The following is a 22,257-nucleotide window of genomic DNA, read 5'->3' on the forward strand; positions in this document are numbered from 1 at the left end:
TAAATGTCGGCAGCAAAAAGCGTCAACGGATTCCTGATCAATCAGGTGAAAGACGGTCAATGGTGGGTGGCGAGTGTCGCCGGTGAAAATATCGCCGGGCCTTTCCCTTCCGAAGCCCTGGCAATCGAAGTGGCTTCGGTACTGGAGCTTGAGCACCCGGAACCCAAGCGACGCGGCAAGGACAAGAACTGACCGACGCCTCTTTCAAATAGCCCTGTCATTGCACAGGGCTTTTTTGTGAATGCAGAAAAAGAAGTGGCCTTTCGCTATAACCTTTTCATCCCGGCACTGTCTCAGCCTTGCCCCACCACCCTGACGATGATCAATCCATGAACAAGATTTTGCCTTTGCTAACGGTATTGGCCCTGAGCGGCTGCGCAACATCGGAAGAAACCTACCTGAACAACGGAGAGCAGGGCCTGACGATCGATTGCTCGGGAGAGGCCAATTCCTGGGCCGCCTGCTACGAAAAAGCCGATGCCTCCTGTGCCGGTACCGGCTACCGGATTGTCGGCACCGATGGCACGCCATCGCTCAAGGAAAATGAAAAGACCCTCGGGGCCGATATCGGCAATTTCAAGAACCGCAACGTTGTGGTGGTCTGCAAATAACGCGCTCAACCCTACAGATGAATTTCGGCGAACTTGATCCCGAGTCCGCGCAGCGTTTCGACCAAATCGTCGAGATTACCGAAGGACTCGACTTCATCATTGTCATCCACCAGGAAATAGCTGCGTCCGGCGCTTTTCTTGAAAAACACGATCCATTCTCCTAGATCCGCCGGATTCTGAATCACATGGGTGGCAGAGATAAGCCCCTCTGCATGGCGCGCCCGGACCTGCTCTCGCTTCATGGTCGACTCCAGAAATAACGATGCCGCCAAAGCCAGGCTTTGGCGGCATCGGTGCTGTTGGTCGATAGTCTATCAGCCGGAAATGCACTCGGTGGCGGCATTCTGTACGTCCTTTGGACGTATCGGGACATTGGACATGCTCTCGTGCAGCTTGATGCTGCTGCCGCCCGAACGCTCTTCAATGTCGAATACGGCAGACGGCCCCGAGGAAAACTTGAGCGGCACGATGACACGCAATCCATCCTTGTGCGGCTCGATTTGCAAGGCGCCACGGCTGTCGGCCAGTTTTTCGCTGAGGCATTGCGCATATTCATGGGGCTTCTTGCCAGAAATCACGTTCATGGTCGGCAGCGACTCGTTGATTTCAGAGACGTTCGCACAACCACTCACCAATGCCGCCAGCGAAAGAAACCAAAAACCCCATTTCATACAAAACCTCCTATAAAGACGCTCGGACAGCGCAGATGTGTTTTTTCTCCGAGGCAACCTGCTTTATCGCTCATCAAACGTGAAATTAGCGTTTTTAATTGTCAAAGTGGCCGGATAATAAGGCGGTCGGGCTGATAAACTGCGCCATTCGCCCATGCTATCGTTTTGATTTTGTAGAAAAAGCCCTTCTGGAGGCGCCTCATGAAATTTATCCATCAGCGCGAGCACCTCAATGAAGACGACATTGTCGTCATTCAATGCTCCCAAATGTGCAACATCCGTTTGATGAACGACGCCAACTTCCGCAGCTTCAAAAATGGCGGCCGTCACACCTATCACGGCGGTGCATTCGACACGTTTCCGGCGCGCATCACCGCCCCGAGCACCGGTTTCTGGAACATCACGATCGACACCGTCAACCGTCGCCCTATCAGCGTGACCCGCAAACCCAACCTGACGCACTCGATCAAAATCATTCGCCGCTCCAGCTCGAAACTGAGCTGAACAGCGAACCCGAAACCAAAGACAGGCAGATACAACCGTGGCCCAAACGACCAAGTACGTCATCAAATACAAACTCAACGGTGAGCGCCGCTTCGAGTTTGCCCAGCTTGAACACGGCACCGCAGAAGAAGCCAAAGCGGCGCTGGATGCCATTCATGGACCGGACGACGTCATCAGCGAAATCAGCGTCAGCAAAGCGCTGTAACGCGATCCGGAGCGACAATGGACGTCGGCTCCCGCTCGCAATTCGACCGCAAGCGCCGGAGTGCCAGCCTCACCCTTGCCCTCCAGACTGGCCACCTCAACAACAAGAGGCCCGGCAATGAGCGAGCAATATCTGGACAGCCTGGACTGGCCCCGGCTGGAACAGCAACTTGATCAGGACGGTTGCGCCGTTATCCCGTCACTGTTGAGCCACAAGGCCTGTGATCAGATCAGCGCCTGGTACCCGCGTGCCGAACCCTTTCGCTCGCACGTGGTGATGGCTCGCCACGGGTTCGGCCGCGGCGAGTACAAGTATTTCAGCTATCCATTGCCGGACCTCGTGGCCCGCTTGCGCAGCGCGCTCTACCCACGGCTGGTGCCCATTGCCAATCGCTGGCATGAACAGATGGATCTACCGACCCGCTTTCCAGACTCTCATCAAGCCTTTCTCGAGCGCTGTCATGCCGCTGGTCAGAAGCGTCCGACGCCGTTGTTGCTGCAATATGGTCCACAGGACTACAACTGCCTGCATCAGGACTTGTACGGTGAGCACGTTTTCCCGCTGCAAGTGGCGATTCTGCTGTCGGCCCCGGACGAAGACTTCACCGGTGGCGAATTTGTCATGACCGAGCAGCGCCCGCGAATGCAGTCACGCCCGATGGTCATCGGTCTGAAGAAAGGTGACGGGCTGATATTTGCCGTCAACCAGCGGCCGGTCAAAGGGGTTCGCGGTTATTACCGCGTGACCCTGCGTCACGGCGTGAGTCGCCTGCACAGCGGCAAACGATATACCCTTGGAATCATCTTTCACGATGCGTTGTGACCCCATGAACCCGCTGACCCATGACCTGTTTGCCGATGTCGAGCCAGAGCAACAGCCCAGGCGTGAGCAGATCGGCGAACAGTCCTATGTGCTCAGAGGCTTCGCCCTGCCCTGGCTTGAGCGTTTGATGCCCGCCCTGGAGGCGGTGCTGGCGGCCGCGCCGTTTCGGCAGATGATCACGCCCGGCGGTTTTACCATGTCGGTCGCCCTGAGCAGTTGTGGCACATTCGGCTGGACCACTGACCGCAGCGGGTATCGGTACACCCGCCACGATCCGCAGACCGGCCAGCCCTGGCCAAAGATGCCCGAGGTGTTTCTGCAATTGGCGCAAGCGGCGGCGCAGGCAGCAGGGTTCACCGGATTTGCGCCGGACTCCTGCCTGATCAACCGTTACATCCCCGGGGCAAAAATGTCATTGCATCAGGATAAGGACGAGCATTCCTACACAGCCCCTATCGTTTCGGTATCGCTGGGCTTGCCGGCGATGTTCCTGTTCGGCGGCTTTGCACGCAGCGACAAAAACCAGCGCATCCCCCTGCTGCATGGCGACATCGTGGTCTGGGGTGGTGTGGATCGCCTGCGCTATCACGGCGTGTTGCCGATCAAGGACGGCCATCACCCGAGACTCGGCGAGCAACGCATCAACTTCACCTTCCGTACCGCCGGATAAAGACTTCGAATTTGACCGCAAGCGCCGGAGTGTGGGGGAATTGCCCCATGGTTAATGTGCAGGCAACCCCTCAAAGGATGTGACGCCATGACTAGCCAATCGAGCAAGATCAGCACCGAAAACGATCCACGCTGGGCCGCCGTGGTCGCCCGTGATCCCAAGGCTGACGGGCAGTTTGTCTATGCCGTGAAAACCACAGGCATCTACTGCAACCCCAGCAGCCTCGCGCGCCTGCCCAAACCACACAATGTCGAATTCTTCGATAGCGCCGAACAGGCACGGGCCGCGGGTTATCGTCCGAGCAAACGCGCGACCAAAGATCAGAGCGAACTCGCCGCGCAACATGCCGCCACCGTGGCCGCCGCGTGCCGTCAGATCGAAAGCGCGGAAACGCTGCCTGCCCTGGGCGAATTGGCCGAGGCTGCGGGACTGAGCAGTTTCCACTTCCATCGCGTGTTCAAATCCGTCACCGGCCTGACGCCCAAGGGCTACGCCGACGCTCATCGTTCACGCAAGGTGCGCGAGCGCCTGGCGGATGGTGGCTCGGTGACCGATGCCCTGTACGACGCCGGCTTCAACTCCAACAGTCGATTTTATGAAGCGGCAGACCACTTGCTCGGAATGAAACCCGGGGACTACCGCGCGGCCGGTCAAAACAATGACATTCGCTTTGCCGTCGGCCAGTGCTCGCTGGGGGCGATACTGGTGGCGCAGAGTGAGCGCGGGGTCTGTGCGATCCTGCTGGGCGATGATCCGCACCAACTGGTCTGTGATCTGCAAGACAAATTCCGGCGTGCCAACCTGATCGGTGCCGATCATCAATTCGAGCAATTGATTGCCAGGGTCGTTGGCTTTATCGAGGCGCCGGCCATTGGCCTTGACTTGCCTCTGGACGTGCGCGGCACGGTGTTTCAGGAGCGTGTCTGGCAAGCGCTGCGGGAAATTCCCGTTGGTAGCACGGCCAGCTACGCCGACGTCGCCCAGCGCATCGGCTCGCCAAAAGCCGTTCGCGCCGTGGCTCAAGCCTGCGGCGCGAACAACCTGGCCGTGGCGATCCCGTGCCATCGCGTGGTGCGCAGCGATGGCCACCTGTCGGGCTATCGCTGGGGTGTCGAGCGCAAACGCCAGTTGCTGGAACGCGAGTCGCAGTAATCAGCGATTCACATCCACCACCACGCGCCCGCGCAACTGCCCGGCAAGCAAGCGCGGCGCGGCTTCGATGGCTTCGCTCAGACCGATTTCGTGACTGATCAACGGCAACAGGTTGAAGTCCAGATCCTTGGCCAGTCGAGCCCAGGCCTCCACGCGCCTGGCTTTGGGCTGGGTCACGCTGTTGATACCGGCCAGGGTCACACCGCGCAAAATGAACGGTGCAACGGATGCCGGAAAGTCCATGCCCTGGGCCAAACCGCATGCCGCGACGGTGCCATTGGCCTTGGTGCTGGCGCAAGCATTGGCCAGGGTGTGGCTACCGACCGAATCGATGACCGCCGCCCAACGCTCTTTGGCCAACGGCTTGCCTGGCTCGGACAACGTGGCACGGTCGATGATCTCACCAGCGCCCAGTTGCTTCAGGTAGTCATGCTCCGACGTACGTCCTGTGGATGCGACTACCCGATAGCCGAGCCTGTTCAACAACGCGATGGCGAAACTGCCGACGCCACCGTTGGCGCCGGTCACCAGTATTTCGCCTCGCTCAGGCGTCACCCCGTTGTGCTCCAGAGCCAGGATGCACAGCATGGCCGTGTAGCCCGCCGTACCGATGGCCATCGCCTGGGCAGCGGTAAACGCTGTCGGCAGCGGTATCAGCCAGTCACCGTTCAGGCGAGCCTTCTGCGCCAATCCGCCCCAATGTCCTTCACCCACACCCCAGCCATTGAGCAGCACCTGATCACCGACTTTATAGTCCGGGTGCCCGCTGACTTCGACGACACCAGCCAGGTCGATGCCCGGCACCATCGGGAATTTGCGCACCACCGGACTGCTGCCGGTGATCGCCAGGCCGTCCTTGAAATTCAGCGTGCTATAGGCAACACGCACCGTGACATCGCCCTCGGGTAACTGATCGTCCTGGATCTCTTGCAGTGTGGCCCGGTAACCGCTGTCGTCTTTGTCGATCAAAATGCCTTTGAACATGACGGCCTCTCAATGGAATCAGTCTGGTTGTGGTGCAATTGAAATAACACATGACAACAGATTGCCGTACCCGACTTTAAGCCAACCGGGCAAACCACCCAACCCCGGTATTCATGATCACAATGGCGACGGTGGAGGTTTCCATCGACGCTGAAGAAAACCGGACCCGCCGAAATGACGACTGGCCTTGCACCGGCCGTTGCGTTACAAATCCTGTTCTACCGTCCCAGCCCTGCTTCAACGTCGGAGAACACTGCACATGAACCAATGGCCAGATACCCGCATCCTTGACCTGCTCGGGATCGAACTGCCGATCATTCAGGGGCCGATGGCCGGTGCCACGAACTCGTCCATGGTGATTGCAGCCTGCAATGCCGGCGGGTTGGGCTCGATGCCAGCAGCGATGCTCAGCACCGATCAATTGCGCGAAGAACTGAAAACGATCCGCCAACACACCCAGCGCCCGATCAACGTCAACTTCTTCTGTCATCAGCCTCCAGCCCCTGATGAACAACGCGCGCAAGAGTGGAAAAACCTGCTGCAACCCTACTACCAGGAACTCGGTGTCGATTTCGATGCGCCAACGCCCGTGTCCAACCGGGCGCCGTTCGATCACGCAGCCTGCGAAGTGGTCGAAGCGTTTCGCCCTGAAGTGGTGAGCTTCCACTTTGGCCTGCCGGAAAAATCCCTGCTCGACCGGGTCAAGGCCACGGGTGCCAAAGTGCTGTCCTCGGCCACCACCGTCGCAGAAGCGGTGTGGCTCGAGCAGCATGGCTGCGATGCAATCATTGCCATGGGCTACGAAGCCGGGGGCCATCGCGGGATGTTTCTCAGCGATGACCTGAGCAGCCAGGTGGGGACGTTCGCCCTGGTGCCACAAGTGGTCGATGCGGTGAAAGTGCCGGTGATTGCCGCTGGTGGCATCGCTGACGCACGAGGTGTCGCCGCCGCCTTCATGCTGGGCGCTTCGGCGGTACAGGTGGGTACGGCCTACCTGTTCACGCCAGAGGCCAGGGTCAGCCCGTCCCATCACAAAGCGTTGCGCACCGCCAAAGAAAGCGAGACGGCGATTACCAACTTGTTCACCGGTCGCCCGGCCCGGGGCATCCTCAATCGGGTGATGCGTGAACTGGGGCCCATGAGCGCCAAGGCACCGGCGTTCCCCCTGGCCGGTGGCGCGCTGATGCCGCTGCGGGCCAAAGGCGAGGCAGACTTCAGCAACCTCTGGGCCGGCCAGGCATTTACCCTTGGGGTCGAATTGTCCACCGCGGCACTGACTCGACAACTGGCGGAAGAAGGATTAGCGAGACTGCTACGGCGGCCCTGAGCCTCACTTGCGTTAGAACTGTATACAATTTTATGACAGCACATTCCGTTTAAAGGCAATCCGCTATATATTTCCGTACATAACGATTCACCTCTGCTGCAATTGCCTTTAACGGAGCCGTTTCATGACCATTCGTGCCTCACGTTTTGCCCCCGCCTGCCTGGCGAGCCTTGTCGCTGTATTTGCCTTCGGCTCAGCCCAGGCGGACGAAGTCCAGGTGGCTGTCGCTGCCAACTTCACCGCCCCCATCCAGGCCATCGCTGCTGATTTTGAAAAAGACACCGGGCATAAACTGGTCACCTCCTCTGGTGCTACCGGTCAGTTCTACACCCAGATCAAAAACGGCGCGCCGTTCGAAGTGTTCCTCTCGGCGGATGACAGCACCCCGCAAAAACTTGAAGCCGAAGGCGAAACCGTCAAGGGTTCGCGCTTCACCTATGCGGTCGGTACCCTGGCGCTGTGGTCGGCCAAAGAAGGCTACGTCGATGCCAAGGGCGATGTGCTGAAAAAGAACGAATACCAGCACCTGTCCATCGCCAACCCGAAGGCCGCGCCTTATGGCCTGGCGGCTACCCAGGTGCTGGCTAAAGAAGGGCTGAGCGACAAGGTCAAGGACAAGATCGTTGAAGGCCAGAACATCACCCAGGCCTACCAATTCGTCTCCACCGGCAACGCCGAGCTGGGTTTTGTCGCCCTGTCGCAGATCTACAAGGACGGCAAGATCACCAGCGGTTCGGCCTGGATCGTTCCGGCCAGCCTGCACGACCCGATCAAACAGGACGCCGTGATTCTCAACAAGGGCAAGGACAACCCGGCCGCCAAGGCATTGGTTGACTACCTCAAGGGACCGAAAGCGGCAGCTGTCATCAAATCCTATGGCTACGAAATCTGATGTCGCTATCGAGTGCCGATGTTTCCGCCATTTGGCTGACGCTGAAACTGGCGTCCCTGACGACCGTCATCCTGCTGATTGTCGGCACTCCGATTGCGTTATGGCTTGCGCGCACCCGCTCCTGGTTGCGCGGCCCGGTCGGGGCGATGGTCGCCCTGCCCCTGGTGCTGCCGCCGACGGTGATTGGCTTTTATCTGTTGCTGGCGCTCGGCCCTCACGGGTACATCGGGCAACTCACCCGATCACTCGGCCTTGGCACCCTCACTTTCAGTTTTGCAGGGCTGGTCATCGGTTCGGTGTTGTATTCGATGCCGTTCGTGGTCCAGCCGCTGCAAAACGCTTTTTCCGCAATCGGCACGCGCCCGCTCGAAGTGGCCGCGACGTTGCGGGCCAATCCCTGGGACACCTTTTTCAACGTGACACTGCCCCTGGCCCGGCCCGGTGTCATTACTGCCGCCATTCTCGGCTTCGCCCACACCGTCGGCGAGTTCGGCGTGGTGCTGATGATCGGCGGCAATATTCCCGAAAAGACCCGCGTGGTCTCGGTGCAGATCTACGATCACGTCGAAGCCATGGAATACGCCCAGGCCCATTGGTTGGCCGGGGCGATGCTGGTGTTCTCGTTTGCCGTCTTGCTGGCGCTGTACTCCAGCCGTAAAACCAAAACGGGCTGGAGCTGACCGATGATTCAAATGCGTCTGACACTACGTTACCCGGGCTTCACCCTGGACGTCGACCTGCAACTGCCGGGCCGTGGTGTCACGGCACTCTACGGTCATTCCGGTTCGGGCAAGACCACGTGCCTGCGCTGCATCGCCGGTCTGGAACGGGCCGACCACGCTTTTATCCAGGTCAACGATGACGTCTGGCAAGACAGCGAAAACAAGGTTTTCGTCGCGCCACACAAGCGCGCGCTGGGCTACGTGTTTCAGGAAGCCAGCCTGTTTCCTCATCTGTCGGTGCTGGCCAACCTGGAGTTCGGTCTCAAGCGCATCCCGAAGCCGCAGCGCCAGGTCGACATGGCTCACGCCACTGAGTTGCTGGGCATCAGCCATTTGCTGGACCGGCACCCACAACACCTTTCGGGCGGTGAACGGCAGCGCGTCGGCATCGCCCGCGCCTTGCTCACCAGCCCGAAACTGTTGTTGATGGACGAACCGCTGGCCGCGCTGGATGCCCAACGCAAAAGTGAAATCCTGCCCTACCTGCAACGCCTGCACGATGAGCTCGATATCCCGGTGCTGTACGTCAGCCACTCCCAGGATGAAGTCGCGCGGCTGGCTGACCATATCGTGTTGCTCAGCAACGGCAAGGCACTGGCCAGCGGCCCGATCGGCCAGACCCTGGCGCGCCTCGACTTGCCGCTGGCGATGGGGGATGACGCCGGCGTGGTGATCGAAGGTCGCGTCAGCGCCTATGACGCCGACTATCAATTGCTGAGCCTGCAACTGCCCGACACCACCCTCATCATTCGTGTGCCTCATACACCGCTGGATGTGGGCCAGGCACTGCGCTGCAAGGTCCAGGCGCGAGATGTGAGCCTGAGCCTGCACGGCGCCGGGCAAAGCAGCATCCTCAATCGCCTGCCGGTTACCGTGGTCAGTGAAATGAACGCCGACAACGCCGCCCATGTGCTGATTCGCCTGGACGCCGCCGGCACGCCACTGCTCGCACGCATCACACGTTATTCCCGCGATCAACTCAACGTCCACCCTGGCCAGCAACTCTGGGCGCAAATCAAAGCGGTTGCGGTGCTGGCGTAAATCCGGCGACATGCCTGCACCGGGGCCGGCAGCGCCTGAACCGACGAACTGACCTGCCTGTTTTTTGCACGATCACCAATGGCTTCTATAGTTGTTGTGAACAGGAATCCGCTGCGCAGACGCCATGGAAGACTTTTTCGTCGTGAAGCGTTGCAACAAGATCATCATCCACGGTCGCCGTGCGGGTGAAAATGACCACCCGCCACCGGATGCCGCGGCCTGGTATCGCATCGCCGATACCCGCACCCAAGGCTTCATCGGGGATGGCTACGATGTTGAAGAGGACGCTCTGCGTGTTTGCCGGCAGTTGAATGCCAAATCGCAAGTGACAGCCCGACAAGGCTGACGGCCTGTCACCACTTTTTAACGGGGCTATACTGAAATGGCTGAAGGATCAGCGACCCCATCGGCAGAAAGCTCGCTCCAGGCGGGCTTTTTGCTGCCACACCCAGGTTTCTTGAACGGAGGTGTCTCCCATGTCCGAAAAAGAGTCCATCACCACCCTGCTCACCTTGCTGGACGCCCGTCAGGTCCGCCTGGCTGCGGCTTGCAAGGAAATCGCCGACTGGGTCGACCATCAAGGCGGGCACCCAACCGCCCTCAGAATTCGTGATCGCCTGAACGACATCGAGAAGGACACGCCGCTGATCCGGAACACGCTGTCGTCTCTTAAACCTGTCGACCGGCCTCTGCCTCGGTTCAGATGACCCGTCACGGATTTGCGGTGCGAGGACAGGCCCGATTCGGGCAGCATGATTGGTGACGGTGACGTCTCCGGACCTTTGGCTGCCTGCCAGTTTTTCACCCTCTCCCACAACCCGGCCTGGCGCCGGGATTTTTTGTTGCGCAAAACCAATCGAACGTCACAGCTCGCGTGAGGGCTCAATCGGAGGGGAAATCCCTGAACAGAAGCGTCATTTATTGCCTGTCGATGTCCTTGCGCGCCGGCTCCATGATTTCGCGCAGGGACATGCGCTTGAACGCCTCGACCAGTGCTCGCCCTTCCTCCGGTGCACAAGCGACCGCCAGGCGCATGGTCGCCTCGCCCAGGTGCCAGATCAAAAACGCCGACTCCTGAACCTGTTGCTCATCGATGTCGGGATATACGCGAAGCATCGCCTGGGCCAGTAGTGCGCCAGCCACCCGGCTCTCCACCAGTTCCAGTTGCAACAAGTGCTTGTCGGCCTGCATGCCGGACCAGATGTCACGCATCACCGGTGTCGCCATCACGATCTCGTAATACAGATCGAGCAACTGCGAATAGGCGGCTTGCAAGCCTCGGGCATCCTCGACGGCCTCCATTGCCTCTGTAATGCAGCGACGACTCTCGGCGTTGTAGCGTTCGGCCAGCGTGCGGATGACGGAACTCTTGTCGGGAAAATACTGATAAAGAGAACCGATCGAGATCCCGGAACACTCGGCGATTTCACTCATCTTGAGTTGATCGCTACCCTTGTCCGCGATCAATTGAGTCGCCGTCGCCAAAATCCGCTCCTGACGTTCGCGGCTGCGCTGTTGCGTTGGATTGCGTCGAACAGCTTGTGCAGCAGGCTGTTCGAGGACTTCAGGAGTCTTTTTGCGCACGAGTGAATTTCCCGATCAATAACGTGACATGTACTCACCTTAGCATCGCCACTCCCAACGCCCAATAACGGATGCCCGCACGTCGGGGAATTCGATCTGACGGGTTGACGGACAAACATGAGGATCTATCATCTTTTAAACATGAGCATCACTCACATTAACCGATGGAGATGAACGCGATGAAAACCGATCAGCCAATCACACTGGTCCTTGGCGCCACGGGCAAAACCGGGCGGCGAATCACACAACAACTCGAAGCTGCCGGCCTGGCCGTTCGCCGAGGCTCCCGCGAGGCGAATCCTCCTTTCGACTGGGAAGATCGATCAAGCTGGGACGCGGTGATAGATGGTGTTGATGCGGTCTACATTTGCTTTCAACCTGATCTCGCCGTCCCTGGCGCCCTGGAATCCATCCAGGCGTTCACCGACCTGGCGGTCAAAAGCGGAGTCCGCAAGCTGGTCCTGTTATCCGGTCGCGGCGAAATCGAAGCGGAACAGGCCGAACATGTTGTACAGAACAGCGGGATTGACTGGACGATTCTGCGGGCCAGTTGGTTCTGCCAGAATTTCAGCGAGGCGCACTTTCTTGAACCCATCCTGCAAGGTGAACTTGCACTCCCCGTTGGCCAGGTCGCTGAACCCTTTGTTGATGTGCAAGACATCGCCGAGTGTGCCGTCGCCGCACTGACCCAACCCGGACACACAAACCAGCTCTATGAGTTGACCGGCCCTCGGGCGCTGACCTTTGCCGAAGCGGTGACCGAGATTGCCCGTTCCACCCGTCGCGACATCGAATTCGTTGCCGTACCAGCGGACGCCTATCGACAGGCAATGGAACAGCAACAACTTCCCCAAGAGTTGATCGACCTGGTGATGTATCTCTTCACGACTGTGCTCGATGGCCGCAACACGCCAATAGCCGATGGCGTACAGCGGGCACTGGGACGGCCGGCGCGCGACTTCAGCGACTACGTGCAGCGCACTGCCGCTACGGGCATCTGGGGAGAGGTACGCCCGACGTAACGCATTGGCGAGAACAAGGTTCCTCGGCTAGGGTCTCTTGCGTATCGAACTGCGGCGCCTTAATTGGCAGGAGCCTGATCAAGGAGGAACCCATGTCACTCAATCGTAGTGCCGAACAAACCTACCGCCAGTGGTCCACCCCGATCCTGCTGGAGCTCAAGGAGCGAGAGCATCAAATGAGCCCGTCAGACCGCCAGGCACTGGAAAACGTACTGCTGGAAAGAAGGCTGATCAATACCGGCAACCCAGCCGGCAGCGATCGTCGCAAGACAGACCCGGTGTCCTGAAAAGCACCAGGTAACCACGTTCAAGACAAAAGCAATGAAGCAGATACAAACAAGGGCTTGCATGGCTTTCGCTGGCAAGCCCTTGCTTCTATGGAGTGCCTGACACCGGAGCCGAACCGTCACGCCCTCAAGAGCGGAGGTCTTCGGTTCCCGATGGAAACTCAATCAGAGTGCGCTCTTTGTCCGACGCTGTTTCGGCTTTCATAAATCCATTTTTGATAATTATTGATTTCCCAACTCCCGCCCCATCGACTTTAAATGCGCCTCGAGGAGGGTCAGCCAGAGTAGAGCCTACAGGTGAAGCTTTTGACGGACGCTTGGAATGCACTCGAATCTGCATTCGGAGCGGCTGCCCCTCCTCACCCTGATTACCATGCAAAACCACCGCACGGAGGGATTCGAGGATGCTGATAAAAATCGAGAAGGCGAGCACGCCGGAAGGCTGGAATGTCTGGATGAACGCGTGGTGCGTAAAGTTTCGCAGCTATGCACAAGCCGTAGCGTTCGTGAACAGATTGGAAGACCGGATAAATGCACCACATCCCTTGCCTGTCAGCAAAGACAGCCTTGCATTGGAACTGACCTGACCTCGCGACTTCAGTACCGACAACGGCCCTCGGCCGTTTGCGCTCTGCCAGCCCTTACTCGCTAAAACCACCCACCACGATCATCTTCCAGCTCCTGGCGACACTGCTTGAGCTGGGCGTTGTAAATCTCTGACTGCTTTTGCACTTTCTGGGCAACCTTCATCAGCCAGGGTTTACTGCGATAGGAATTGCGGCTGAAGCCCCCACGCCCCTCGTGATAAGCCAGGTACTGATTGTAGGTGTCCCATTTGGAGATTCCGAGCTGACGCTGGGTGCCAGTGGTGTACCAACCGATAAACATGATCGCGTCGTCGAAGCTGTCACGCGAACCGCCGTTGGCAGTATCGTTCTTGTACTCGCCCCACACCGGGTCTTGAGCCTGCGCATAACCGTAAGCCGAACTGACTCGTCCCCAGGGGATCACCCAGAGCAGATAGTCACGAGGCGGCAATGCGTCAGCCACGAAGCTGCTTTCCTGCTTCATGATCGCCATGGCCACATGCAGAGGCGTCCCATATTCACTCTGCATCTCCAGCGAGTCCTCGTACCAGTCGGGATACTCACGGTAAATACTGCAGAGATTGCTCTGATCTTTTGGTGGTGTAGTCGTGCAACCGGTCAAAAATATAAACAACAAAGCCAACAGTAAAACTTGTCCTTGTTTCATTGATCACCCTCAAAAACAAGGGCGCAAGGTGCCCTCCGTTTACTGCAAGGAGCCTGAGTCAGGCAGATGCAGGCAAAAACCTCAGAAGACATCTTTCCTGGCCGCGTCACCCTCATTGAGGGACTGCTTTGTAAGTGCCTGTTGCAGAAATCCGGGTGCAGGACGGGATGAATTGCGGAGCAGACTTTTGATTTTGCGATGCAAGGAAATAAGGGCCGCCGGCTGGCTAGCTGTCTACTTCAGCGCCAGGCCGGGGTCCATGACGCACTATAATTTAATCCAGGGGGACCGTCGGAGGTGGCGCTATGCGTATCTTCAAACAGCTCCTGCTCTTGGTCGCGGGGCTTCTGGCAAGCAGCCTCTCTCTGGAGGCAATCAGCGGTGGCGGCCTCGGAGAAAATCCTCACCCGGCCGTTCTGGTCAGTGGGCAGCCACAGCAATGCGGGCAATTCCACCATTTTCACACGGGCCCGTTTCATATGGGAAACCGGCATTTCGTACCAATGGGAAGTCGGCATTTCGTACCAATGGGCAACCGGCATTTCGTGCCAATGAACAACCGGAATTTCGTACCAATAGGCAACCGACAATTCGTACCAATGGATAACCGGCACGTCATACTGATCCACCGAACGAACAGCTTCGAGGTGATCAGAGGGCACGGGGTCAGCAACCAGCCCTTCGATTCCAGGCAGGTTCACTTTGTGCGCCGCTTCGATCCGCAAACAGGGCTATTTTTGATTCAACCGGTAACATTCGGGAGGTAATGGACCAGCTTGGCCAGAGCCTTGCTTGAGGTGCTTTCTGTTGAATCAGCCCCCATTGACTCTCCCGTTAAGGGCAGACTCTACCCTGAAGGTTCCATTTTCAGGAGCAAGTCTGATGAGCAAACGCGTACTGGTGATTCTGGGTCACCCCTCAACCGATAGTTTCTGTGGAGCGCTGACCGATACATATGTCGAGGCTGCAAAAAGTGCCGGACACGACGTGCGCCTGCTACGACTCGATGCTCTGAGCTTCGACCCGGTGCTACACGATGGTTACAACCTGATCCAGATGCTGGAGCCCGATCTGCTCAAAGCCCAGGCCGATATCACCTGGGCTGAACATCTGACGTTTGTCTATCCGATCTGGTGGGGCGGTATTCCGGCCTTGATGAAAGGCTTTTTCGACCGGGTTTTCCTGCCCGGTTTTGCCTTCAAATACCGCAAAGGCAAAGCCTTTCCAGACAAACTCCTGAAAGGACGAACCGCTCACCTGCTGGTGACCATGGATACTCCTCCGTGGTACTACAAGTGGGTCTACCGCATGCCCGGACTGCACCAGATGCGCAAGACCACGCTGGAGTTCTGTGGCATCAAGCCATTGAAGACCCTGACGTTTGGCCCGATCCTCGGCTCGAAGCCGACACAAAGGGACGCCTGGCTCAGGCAAGCCCAGGCAATCGCCAGCAACTGAATCTCTCGCACTGTGCAGCATCGCCTTGCAGCGGGCGATGCCGGCTTCGACCCTTCCAGCACCCTACACACCCGGCCATTTTACCCGTCCGGGTTCCAGTCTCGGCATGCTTGTGTAAAGATGCCGCGCCCGCGCCAGGCGTGTGAACGCTCGGGCTCTTTCTGCACATAAAAAAGGACTTTTCATGTACATCGGCAAAGCCGCCCAGCTGTCGGGCACGACGGTCAAGTGTATCCGGCACTATGAAGAAATCGGCTTGTTACCGCCGCCACAGCGCGAAGGCAAATATCGAATCTATAGCCAGCAGAGCGTTGAGTTGCTGACGTTCATCAAGTGCGCCCAGCAACTGGGTTTCAAGCTCAAGGAAATGCAAGCGATCCTGCAGGGCCACAGGGGCCAGGAGCTGCCATGGGACCTGGCGAACAAGGCTATAGCGAACAAAAAACAGGAGTTGATGACCCAGATTGAAGCGTTGCAGCAGGTGCATGCGGGATTGGTCGAATTCGAAGCCAGCCTCAAGGACGCTCAGAATCAATGCCAGTTCGAACACATCACTAAAATCGCCTGAACGCCATCAACCCACTGCACAGAACCGAGGCGGCTATTAACCCGCTTTGCGCTGCCAGGGCACGCCGGCAATGAGTGGTTCCTGAAAACCCAATGCCGGCGTAACCCATTGCAACAGCAGCCCTTGCGCTTAACTCAAAGCGCCGTCGCGCAATGGGTACTCGCGCTCACTCTCCGGCGGCTCGGGAACGATTGCCGCAAAGAACCACGGCGATATCAATGTCACCAGCAAGATGGTCATCACCCCACTGGAGAAGAGCGCCAGCGCCACCAGCGTTCCCAGATCAATGACCGGCTTGTAGGCGGAAAACAGTAACGCGAGGAACCCCACCGAAAAAATCACCACATTGACCACGGTCGACCGCCCGACGCTGTGCATGGCCGAGAGAATCGCCTCATCGACATGCACGCCTTGCTGAACCAGCAACTTGATCCGCGACAGCAGGTGTACGGCGTAATCGACCACCCCCACCACCAGGAACGTCACCAGCGTCGTACCGATATTCAGCTCGATGTCCAGCAGATACATACAACCATAGACCGTCACCGAGGTGGTCAGCAGCGTGAGCATGCCAAGAATGCCCAGGCGTACCGACTTCAACCAGTACATCATCATCAGCGTGACCACCAACAGCGCCAGAGAGAAGCTCAGCACCTGGCCCTGGGTGATTTCCTGCAACACTCCGGTCCAGATATAGGGCGTCCCGGCATGAGTCACCTGCAGGTTGGCCGGCTTGTTCACCAGCAACCAGGCATCCAGGCGATCGAGCATGTCCTGGTAATCGCTGGCGACCGAAGAGGTCATGGTGTAAAGCGTCAGCGCCTTGGAATAGTCGGCATTGAGCACGTTCTGCAAGTCAGAGCCGCCGCCGTTCTCGAACATCATGATGTGTTGCTCGATCAGCGAGTTGCCGTCCACCTCAAACGTTTCTGTCTGCCCCTCATCGTTGACCGACTTCACATGCTCCAGCGCTTGCGGCACGCGCAGATAGTCAGGATTCATGTCATTGAGCACCAGGTTCATACGCTTGACGTAAGTCGCCACCGAATAGGTGTAACTGACGTTCGGCTGGGACTTGATGAACTGGTCGAGCCGGTCGAGGAACTGCACCACCTCGGTGGTCAGGACACCTCGCGGGGTCTTGCTGTCGAAGGCGATCCAGCCGGGAGACGTGCCGGCGACATGAGCCCGGTTGATGAACTCATCCGAGACCCGGACCGGGCTGTCCTTCTTGAAGTAGGCAATCCCTGAGTCCTCGATATTGACCAGGAAGGTGAAAACCGTCATCAGCGCCAACAACGGCAAGGTGACAATCAGGACTGGCTTGCGCCAGCGGATCAAGCGCGCACAGAACGCTACCAGGTATCGCGAAATGATCGACTCTTTGTGGACGGTTTTGCGCTGCGGCTGATCCTTGCCCCAGATGGAAATCCACGCCGGGATCAACAACAGGGAAATGATCAAGGCCGCCGTCAGCCCGATGGACATGAAGAGGCCGAAATTGCGAATGCTGACGATATTGTTGGTGGTGGAAATCATGAACGTAGCGATGGTGGTCACTGTGGTCAGCACCACCGGAGTAACCATCATCCGCATGGTCTCGCGGTTGGCCTCGCGATAAGACTTGCCGGCGTTGAGCTGCTCGTAATACTCAGCCATCACATGGATCGCATCGGCGCAGCAAATGGTGAACAAAAAGACCGGCAACACGCTGGTCAGCAGGTCCATCGGTACCCGAAACAGCGCCATCAGGCCCAAGGTCCAAATGGTGCAGAAGAGGATATTGAACAGCGGCAGGAACACACCCAAAGGCTTGCGGAAAAAGAACACCAGCAGCGAAGTCACCAGCAGGAACACGATCGGGAACAACAGCGCCAGGTCATGATCGATGATCTCCTGCTGTGCCGCGATAAAGATCGGCATCCCGGCGATGAACACCTCATCGGTGAATTGCGGATGTTTGGCCTGGTAGTCCGCGACGATCTGACGAACCTGGTGATAGGCGCGTAGTTGAGCCTGGGCGTCGTCCTGTTTGGTCCCGAGTTCGGCGACCACCATGGCGACTTTCTTGTCGGCAGAGACGACCCCACCGACCATCTGCTCGTTGCCCATGATCTGCGCTTCGACGACCTTGGGGTCCATGTCCAGGCCATGCAGGGTCTTGTGAATCCACAGTTCGCCATCGGGGCTCAGGCTGATGTTTTCCAGGTCGGCCATGGAGGCCATTTCCTTGATCGGGTTGATCCGCTCGACGAGAAAATCGAGGAACTGCTGGTCACGCGGATCCCAGCCCTGGCTGCGGGCGTGATCGCGCAAAACCTGGGCCTGGGCGTAATCGTTCTGGGAAAAACCTTCGCTGAGGATATCCGCGGCCAACAGCTGGGCGCGACTGTCCGCCCCATGCTTGCCGACAATGCGCTGCAGTTCGACTTCATCCTCAGCGTTGGCCAGCATCAGCCGTCGCAGGGCTTGCGAGAGTTCGAACTGGGCATTGAGCGAGTCGCTGTTGAAGACACTCTGCCGATTGTTCAGCGCCACCATGACCGAGTCGTAGGTACCGGTGAATTCGTGCTGAAGGTCGAGAATGGTTTTGCGCGCCGGATGGGATTCCTTGAGTAAATAAGGATTGGTGTCCGACATCAGCGAGCCGAGTGTGTAGGTGAAGTATGCGGTGATCGCCACTAGCACAAACACAATCGCCCGCGCATAGCGCTCAACGAAGTTCAGGTATCGTTCCATGATCATGCGTTCCAGAAAGGTCGGGGCAGCGCTTAGCGAGCGGACACGGCAAACTCAGGCAGGTCGCCGGGTTTCAGGCCGCGCTTGATGGCGGTCTGGGTAAACAGCCGGTCGTCCAGCTCGACGTTGTACTGCAACTGGTTGAAACGCAGCTGGGAGCGAGTGCCCGCGATGAAGTCTTCGGTTTCGCTCAGGGTGATGCTGTCGATCTGATCGACAGTCTCGACTTTCAGTGTGCGCATCTGTTTGAACATCACGCCTTTGACATCGAAGAAATCCTGACGCATGACCAGCAGATTCTTTTTGTCGATCCAGACCTTGAGCATGTTGTAGCCAGTCTTGGCCAGGACTTGCGCAGACGCAGGCGCGCGCTCGATGACATAACAGTCACGGCCGGCAATGTTCTCCTCCGCGACCAGGGTCTGGCGGTAATCGTTGGCCCGGATCTTGTCCAGGTCGGCATAGGAGTAATCACTGCCCATGAAGGCACCGCGCTTGTCGGTGGTGGAAATGCGCCGAGTCTGCCGGCTGACCGGCAAGTACATCCACTGGCTGTCTTCGCTGCTCAGTGCTTCATGGGGGTTTTCAATGTGGAAGGCGACATCGCGCACGTCGTTGGGCGCCGAGAAATACATGGTGAACTTGTCGCTGTCCGGATAATCCTTCTGCAGGTAGCTGAACTCGCGCACCCGGCTATTGCCCTGCTTGTCGAGCAGGATCAACGACACCTGCGACATGAAGCTCTTGCCGTCGTTGCGATCTCTGGCCTGGCGGATGATTTCATCAGCGCTCTGGCCCTGGGCGGCAAACACCGAAGCACTCGTCAGCATCAACACACCAGCCGTCAGGCTCTTGAATAGCGGCAACATAGAAATTTCCTTTTCATCTTGTGAGTGAGTGGCTCGCCGGCGCACTGTGCACGCAGGCGCTGTAGGTTCAGAACCTGTATGTTTAAAACAAATAACCCGCCGAGAGCCGAACCTGATCGCGCTGGTCGTATTCGCCAAAGGGTTGGTCCTCCTTGCCAAAAAACACATCCACCTCCAGCCCAAGCTTGAGCCAGTCGACCGGTTTGTAGGTGAAGATGCCCTGCAGCAACGCGTCGTCTTTGGCCGGCGGCGACATGGCCAGCACCAGCCGGCTCTTGAGCCGGTCCCGCAGATGAGTGCCTTCGGCGGACAGGGTGAAGAGATCGTCACGTTTGTCCTGCAACATCCCGACTTGCCAGTCGAGCAGTTGCTGTTCCTGCCATTGCACGGAGATCAGCCAGTTGCGCAGCAGATAGTCGACGCCAAGCAGTGACTTGATCATCGGACTCTCATCACTGCCGTACTGGCGGTTGGGGTTGGTCACTCGCCAGTCGTCGAAATAGGCCACCTCGCTACGCACGACAATACTGTACCCGGCATCGATCGCCAGGCCGGCACCGGCCATGCTGTAACGCGGGAACTGCCGTTCCAGGCGAATTCGCTGATCGTCGGCCACACCCTCGACCGCATACACCGGATCTTGCTGGCGAGCATTGAGTGCAACGAAGCTGGCGTCCACCGCGCCGATCCGGCCGTTGGCGCTCGCGCCATAGGAGAAACCATGTTGAGCGTTGTAGTCGGGCGTGGAGTCGACGATGAACGTTGCCGGGTCCGGCCGGGCGAACAGCGGAGCGTCGAACTCACTGCCTTGGGCCGGTGCCTGGTTCTTCACAAAGTCGGTAATCCACAAGGCTTCCAGCTCCCACTCGCCCACCGGCTGGGTCAGACGCACCATAGGCACCGCAATGCGGCTGTCTTCGAGCAAGGCAGTCAGGCCCTCGCGGAAGTCGAGCGGGTTGATCTGATCGAGCACTCGCAGTTCATCCGCGCGGCCCCAGACCACCTGCTGCCAACCCACTGTCAGCTCACCGTCACCGACGTATTGTCCCCAGTACAAATGCCGCCAGTCGGCGCTGAAGCGGTAGTCTTCCCGGGCTTCCTGGCTGTAGGGGTTATTGCCGTCATAGCGGGCGTCATAACGTACCCGACCCTTGGCCTTGTAATAGCCACTGTCCCAGTTGTCCTCCAGGTTGGCCTTGAAGTAGACGGCCTTCTGCGTGACCTGATTGTCACCGTGCAAGCGCAGCGCGGTGGCCACACCGACTTCAGCATCGGCATGGGCCGGCACGATGTCGGCGCAGGCCAGCTCCGTGCCGAGACAGGCCAGCACGGCAACCAGCCCTTGCCTGAATCGCTCTCTGGCCATGACTACATTCCCAACCCGACGCCGCCATCGATCATCAGGCTCTGCGCCGTGACGCCCGCAGCCTCCGGACTCGCCAGGTAACGCACCATCGCCGCCACTTCATCGCCCTGAATGAATCGCCGCAGCGGCAATTTCTTCTTCGCGTTGCGCAGGATCTGCTCCTGGCTGATCCCCGCAATACGGGCTTGTGCCGCAAGCTCGCCCTGCAACATCGGCGTATCGATCCAGGCCGGCAGGATCGCGTTGACAGTGATCTGGCGGGGCGCCAGATCCATCGCCAACGCCTTGGTCAGGCCAATGATGCCGTGCTTGGAAGCGCAGTAAGCGGTGTTACGCACCTTGCCGGCGCGCCCCAGAATCGACGACATGTTGATGATCCGCCCGCGGTCCGCCATCAGCGGCAGGCACAGCGAAGTGACGTAGAACGTGCCGTTCAGGTTTACCGAAATCACCTTGTGCCAGTTGTCCAGGTCTTCAGGCTCGTTCTCATCGCAGACACCGGCACTGTTCACCAGTACATCGACATAACCGAGACGCGTGGCCAGCGTCTTGAACAGCACTTGCAAACTGGCAAGGTCGGCAATGTCGGCCCTATAGGTTTCGATGCTCGCGGCAAACACCTGCCCCGCCACCCAGTCCTGTAACTGCGGCAGATCCAGATCGAGCAGAATCAGACGGTTTCCAGCATCGGTGGCAAAGTTTTCCGCCACCGCCCTACCGATACCTTTAGCCGCCCCCGTGATCAAAAGCGTTCGTGGCGAGCTCATGGCATTTTCAACCCGCCGTTGACGGACAACACTTCGCCCGTCAAGTAATGCCCGCGCTCGGCGATGTACAGCACCGCCTCGGCAATTTCCTGTGGCTCGGCGAGGCGTTTGATCAACAGTCGCGACTGGACTTCCTGCTCGTGAGCCCCCAGCAACGCCGCCGTCATGTCGGTATTGACGATGCCTGGGGCAACTGCGTTGACGCGGATGTTGCGCGGCGCCAGCTCAACGGCCAGGGCGCGGGTCAGCGCCTCGACCCCGCCCTTGGCGGCGGCATAGTTGCTTTGGCCCTTGCCGGGCTTTTGCGCGGCCACAGAGCTCAGGTTAATGATGCAGCCGCTACGTTGGCGCATCATGCCGGGCACGACCTGCTGACAGCAGAGCAAGGTGCCGATCAGGTTGGTCTGGATCACTTCGGCGATGTCATTGATCGACAGCGTTGCCAGCAAACCATCGCGCGTTATCCCGGCGTTATTGACCAGCAGATCAATGCGCTCGAACTGCTGTTCGACGCGCTCGAAAAAGCCCTTGATGCTGTTGCCGTCCTTGACGTCGCATTGCGACGCCAGGCACTCGCGCCCCATGGCCTCGACCTCGGCACGCAGCGCCATCGCAGCCTCTTCGTCACGCACATAACTGAAAGCAATCTGATAACCGGCGCCGGCCAGTGCCAGGACAATGGCTTTGCCGATGCCGCGACTGCCCCCGGTCACTACCGCTATTTTGTGGTTCATGGCCGTTC

29 protein-coding genes are annotated in these 22,257 nt (G+C 58.5%); 18 read left to right on the top strand and 11 right to left on the bottom strand.

Annotated features, from left to right (window positions below; genetic code table 11):
• The first annotated feature begins 3 nt into the window (after positions 1-3).
• Together CAF65_RS18620 and CAF65_RS18625 are read left to right on the top strand one after the other, a co-directional pair.
• The gene (locus tag CAF65_RS18620; protein WP_057400160.1) at positions 4-192 is read left to right on the top strand and encodes a hypothetical protein; all 189 of its coding nucleotides are present in this window, start codon (positions 4-6) and stop codon (positions 190-192) included.
• A 137-nt stretch (positions 193-329) separates the two neighbouring features.
• Positions 330-611: a hypothetical protein gene (locus CAF65_RS18625; protein ID WP_085717599.1), complete on the top strand. Its 282-nt coding sequence runs from the start codon at positions 330-332 to the stop codon at positions 609-611.
• A gap of 11 nt (positions 612-622) precedes the next feature.
• Here the strand turns inward: CAF65_RS18625 and CAF65_RS18630 are convergent, their stop codons facing one another.
• On the bottom strand, positions 623-853 hold the full coding sequence (locus tag CAF65_RS18630) for a hypothetical protein (RefSeq protein ID WP_085717600.1): 231 nt from the start codon (positions 851-853) through the stop codon (positions 623-625).
• A 72-nt stretch (positions 854-925) separates the two neighbouring features.
• Positions 926-1,282 (bottom strand): hypothetical protein, encoded by a 357-nt coding sequence (locus CAF65_RS18635; protein ID WP_085717601.1) that lies wholly within the window; start codon positions 1,280-1,282, stop codon positions 926-928.
• A 201-nt stretch (positions 1,283-1,483) separates the two neighbouring features.
• On the opposite strand from CAF65_RS18635, the gene CAF65_RS18640 reads away from it, so the two are divergent.
• The 5 genes from CAF65_RS18640 to ada all read left to right on the top strand — a co-directional run bounded on the left by CAF65_RS18640 (position 1,484) and on the right by ada (position 4,635).
• Positions 1,484-1,786, top strand: coding sequence for a DUF1883 domain-containing protein (locus tag CAF65_RS18640; protein WP_085717602.1), 303 nt, complete (start codon positions 1,484-1,486; stop codon positions 1,784-1,786).
• A gap of 37 nt (positions 1,787-1,823) precedes the next feature.
• The gene (locus CAF65_RS28490) at positions 1,824-1,991 is read left to right on the top strand and encodes a hypothetical protein (RefSeq protein WP_178076716.1); all 168 of its coding nucleotides are present in this window, start codon (positions 1,824-1,826) and stop codon (positions 1,989-1,991) included.
• Positions 1,992-2,108: 117 nt separating this feature from the next.
• Positions 2,109-2,813: a 2OG-Fe(II) oxygenase gene (locus CAF65_RS18645; RefSeq protein WP_085717603.1), complete on the top strand. Its 705-nt coding sequence runs from the start codon at positions 2,109-2,111 to the stop codon at positions 2,811-2,813.
• On the top strand, positions 2,803-3,483 hold the full coding sequence (gene alkB / locus CAF65_RS18650; protein ID WP_085717604.1) for a DNA oxidative demethylase AlkB: 681 nt from the start codon (positions 2,803-2,805) through the stop codon (positions 3,481-3,483). Before CAF65_RS18645 ends, alkB begins: the two co-directional genes overlap by 11 nt.
• 87 nt (positions 3,484-3,570) lie before the next feature.
• On the top strand, positions 3,571-4,635 hold the full coding sequence (gene ada, locus CAF65_RS18655; protein ID WP_085717605.1) for a bifunctional DNA-binding transcriptional regulator/O6-methylguanine-DNA methyltransferase Ada: 1,065 nt from the start codon (positions 3,571-3,573) through the stop codon (positions 4,633-4,635).
• Here ada and CAF65_RS18660 read toward each other — a convergent pair whose 3' ends face one another.
• Positions 4,636-5,619 carry an MDR family oxidoreductase gene (locus CAF65_RS18660; RefSeq protein ID WP_085717606.1) on the bottom strand — a complete coding sequence of 328 codons (984 nt, stop codon included), beginning with the start codon at positions 5,617-5,619 and terminating at the stop codon, positions 4,636-4,638.
• A gap of 259 nt (positions 5,620-5,878) precedes the next feature.
• Here CAF65_RS18660 and CAF65_RS18665 point away from each other — a divergent pair, with 259 nt between their 5' ends.
• The 6 genes from CAF65_RS18665 to CAF65_RS18690 all read left to right on the top strand — a co-directional run bounded on the left by CAF65_RS18665 (position 5,879) and on the right by CAF65_RS18690 (position 10,308).
• Positions 5,879-6,946, top strand: a complete 1,068-nt coding sequence (locus CAF65_RS18665; RefSeq protein WP_085717607.1) for a nitronate monooxygenase family protein — start codon at positions 5,879-5,881, stop codon at positions 6,944-6,946.
• 124 nt (positions 6,947-7,070) lie between these two features.
• On the top strand, positions 7,071-7,838 hold the full coding sequence (gene modA / locus CAF65_RS18670) for a molybdate ABC transporter substrate-binding protein (RefSeq protein ID WP_085717608.1): 768 nt from the start codon (positions 7,071-7,073) through the stop codon (positions 7,836-7,838).
• Positions 7,838-8,518, top strand: a complete 681-nt coding sequence (gene modB / locus CAF65_RS18675; protein ID WP_085717609.1) for a molybdate ABC transporter permease subunit — start codon at positions 7,838-7,840, stop codon at positions 8,516-8,518. The genes modA and modB overlap by 1 nt, the downstream gene beginning before the upstream one ends.
• Positions 8,519-8,521: 3 nt before the next feature.
• Complete coding sequence (modC, locus tag CAF65_RS18680; RefSeq protein WP_085717610.1) at positions 8,522-9,601, top strand: molybdenum ABC transporter ATP-binding protein; 1,080 nt, start codon at positions 8,522-8,524, stop codon at positions 9,599-9,601.
• A 124-nt stretch (positions 9,602-9,725) separates the two neighbouring features.
• On the top strand, positions 9,726-9,947 hold the full coding sequence (locus CAF65_RS18685; protein WP_085717611.1) for a hypothetical protein: 222 nt from the start codon (positions 9,726-9,728) through the stop codon (positions 9,945-9,947).
• Between the two features lie 130 nt (positions 9,948-10,077).
• Complete coding sequence (locus CAF65_RS18690; RefSeq protein ID WP_085717612.1) at positions 10,078-10,308, top strand: hypothetical protein; 231 nt, start codon at positions 10,078-10,080, stop codon at positions 10,306-10,308.
• A 211-nt stretch (positions 10,309-10,519) separates the two neighbouring features.
• Here the strand turns inward: CAF65_RS18690 and CAF65_RS18695 are convergent, their stop codons facing one another.
• Positions 10,520-11,185, bottom strand: coding sequence for a TetR/AcrR family transcriptional regulator (locus tag CAF65_RS18695; RefSeq protein WP_085717613.1), 666 nt, complete (start codon positions 11,183-11,185; stop codon positions 10,520-10,522).
• Positions 11,186-11,364: 179 nt separating this feature from the next.
• Between CAF65_RS18695 and CAF65_RS18700 the strand changes: the two genes are divergently transcribed.
• The 3 genes from CAF65_RS18700 (at position 11,365) to CAF65_RS18710 (ending at position 13,081) form a co-directional block, all read left to right on the top strand.
• Positions 11,365-12,207: an NAD(P)H-binding protein gene (locus CAF65_RS18700; protein WP_085717614.1), complete on the top strand. Its 843-nt coding sequence runs from the start codon at positions 11,365-11,367 to the stop codon at positions 12,205-12,207.
• Positions 12,208-12,299: 92 nt separating this feature from the next.
• Entirely contained in the window at positions 12,300-12,494 is a 195-nt protein-coding gene (locus CAF65_RS18705) for a hypothetical protein (RefSeq protein WP_085717615.1), read from the top strand.
• A gap of 404 nt (positions 12,495-12,898) precedes the next feature.
• Entirely contained in the window at positions 12,899-13,081 is a 183-nt protein-coding gene (locus CAF65_RS18710; RefSeq protein WP_085717616.1) for a hypothetical protein, read from the top strand.
• Between the two features lie 61 nt (positions 13,082-13,142).
• On the opposite strand, the gene CAF65_RS18715 is transcribed toward CAF65_RS18710, so the two are convergent.
• Entirely contained in the window at positions 13,143-13,748 is a 606-nt protein-coding gene (locus CAF65_RS18715; protein ID WP_085717617.1) for a hypothetical protein, read from the bottom strand.
• A gap of 239 nt (positions 13,749-13,987) precedes the next feature.
• Positions 13,988-14,449, bottom strand: coding sequence for a hypothetical protein (locus CAF65_RS28370; protein ID WP_158090070.1), 462 nt, complete (start codon positions 14,447-14,449; stop codon positions 13,988-13,990).
• Between the two features lie 181 nt (positions 14,450-14,630).
• Between CAF65_RS28370 and CAF65_RS18725 the strand changes: the two genes are divergently transcribed.
• Positions 14,631-15,206: an NAD(P)H-dependent oxidoreductase gene (locus CAF65_RS18725; protein ID WP_063343457.1), complete on the top strand. Its 576-nt coding sequence runs from the start codon at positions 14,631-14,633 to the stop codon at positions 15,204-15,206.
• A gap of 184 nt (positions 15,207-15,390) precedes the next feature.
• Entirely contained in the window at positions 15,391-15,774 is a 384-nt protein-coding gene (locus CAF65_RS18730) for a MerR family transcriptional regulator (protein ID WP_085717619.1), read from the top strand.
• A 129-nt stretch (positions 15,775-15,903) separates the two neighbouring features.
• Here CAF65_RS18730 and CAF65_RS18735 read toward each other — a convergent pair whose 3' ends face one another.
• The 5 genes from CAF65_RS18735 to CAF65_RS18755 all read right to left on the bottom strand — a co-directional run bounded on the left by CAF65_RS18735 (position 15,904) and on the right by CAF65_RS18755 (position 22,249).
• A complete protein-coding gene (locus CAF65_RS18735) occupies positions 15,904-18,513 on the bottom strand; it encodes an RND family transporter (protein WP_085717620.1) in 2,610 nt (869 codons plus the stop codon).
• Positions 18,514-18,545: 32 nt separating this feature from the next.
• A complete protein-coding gene (locus CAF65_RS18740) occupies positions 18,546-19,382 on the bottom strand; it encodes an outer membrane lipoprotein-sorting protein (protein WP_085717621.1) in 837 nt (278 codons plus the stop codon).
• An 82-nt stretch (positions 19,383-19,464) separates the two neighbouring features.
• A complete protein-coding gene (locus CAF65_RS18745; protein ID WP_085717622.1) occupies positions 19,465-20,748 on the bottom strand; it encodes a DUF1302 family protein in 1,284 nt (427 codons plus the stop codon).
• A gap of 2 nt (positions 20,749-20,750) precedes the next feature.
• Entirely contained in the window at positions 20,751-21,515 is a 765-nt protein-coding gene (locus tag CAF65_RS18750; protein ID WP_085717623.1) for an SDR family NAD(P)-dependent oxidoreductase, read from the bottom strand.
• A complete protein-coding gene (locus CAF65_RS18755; RefSeq protein WP_085717624.1) occupies positions 21,512-22,249 on the bottom strand; it encodes a 3-oxoacyl-ACP reductase family protein in 738 nt (245 codons plus the stop codon). The genes CAF65_RS18750 and CAF65_RS18755 overlap by 4 nt, the downstream gene beginning before the upstream one ends.
• Between the last annotated feature and the right edge of the window lie 8 nt (positions 22,250-22,257).

This window comes from Pseudomonas sp. B28(2017) (assembly GCF_002113025.1).
Lineage (GTDB): Bacteria > Pseudomonadota > Gammaproteobacteria > Pseudomonadales > Pseudomonadaceae > Aquipseudomonas.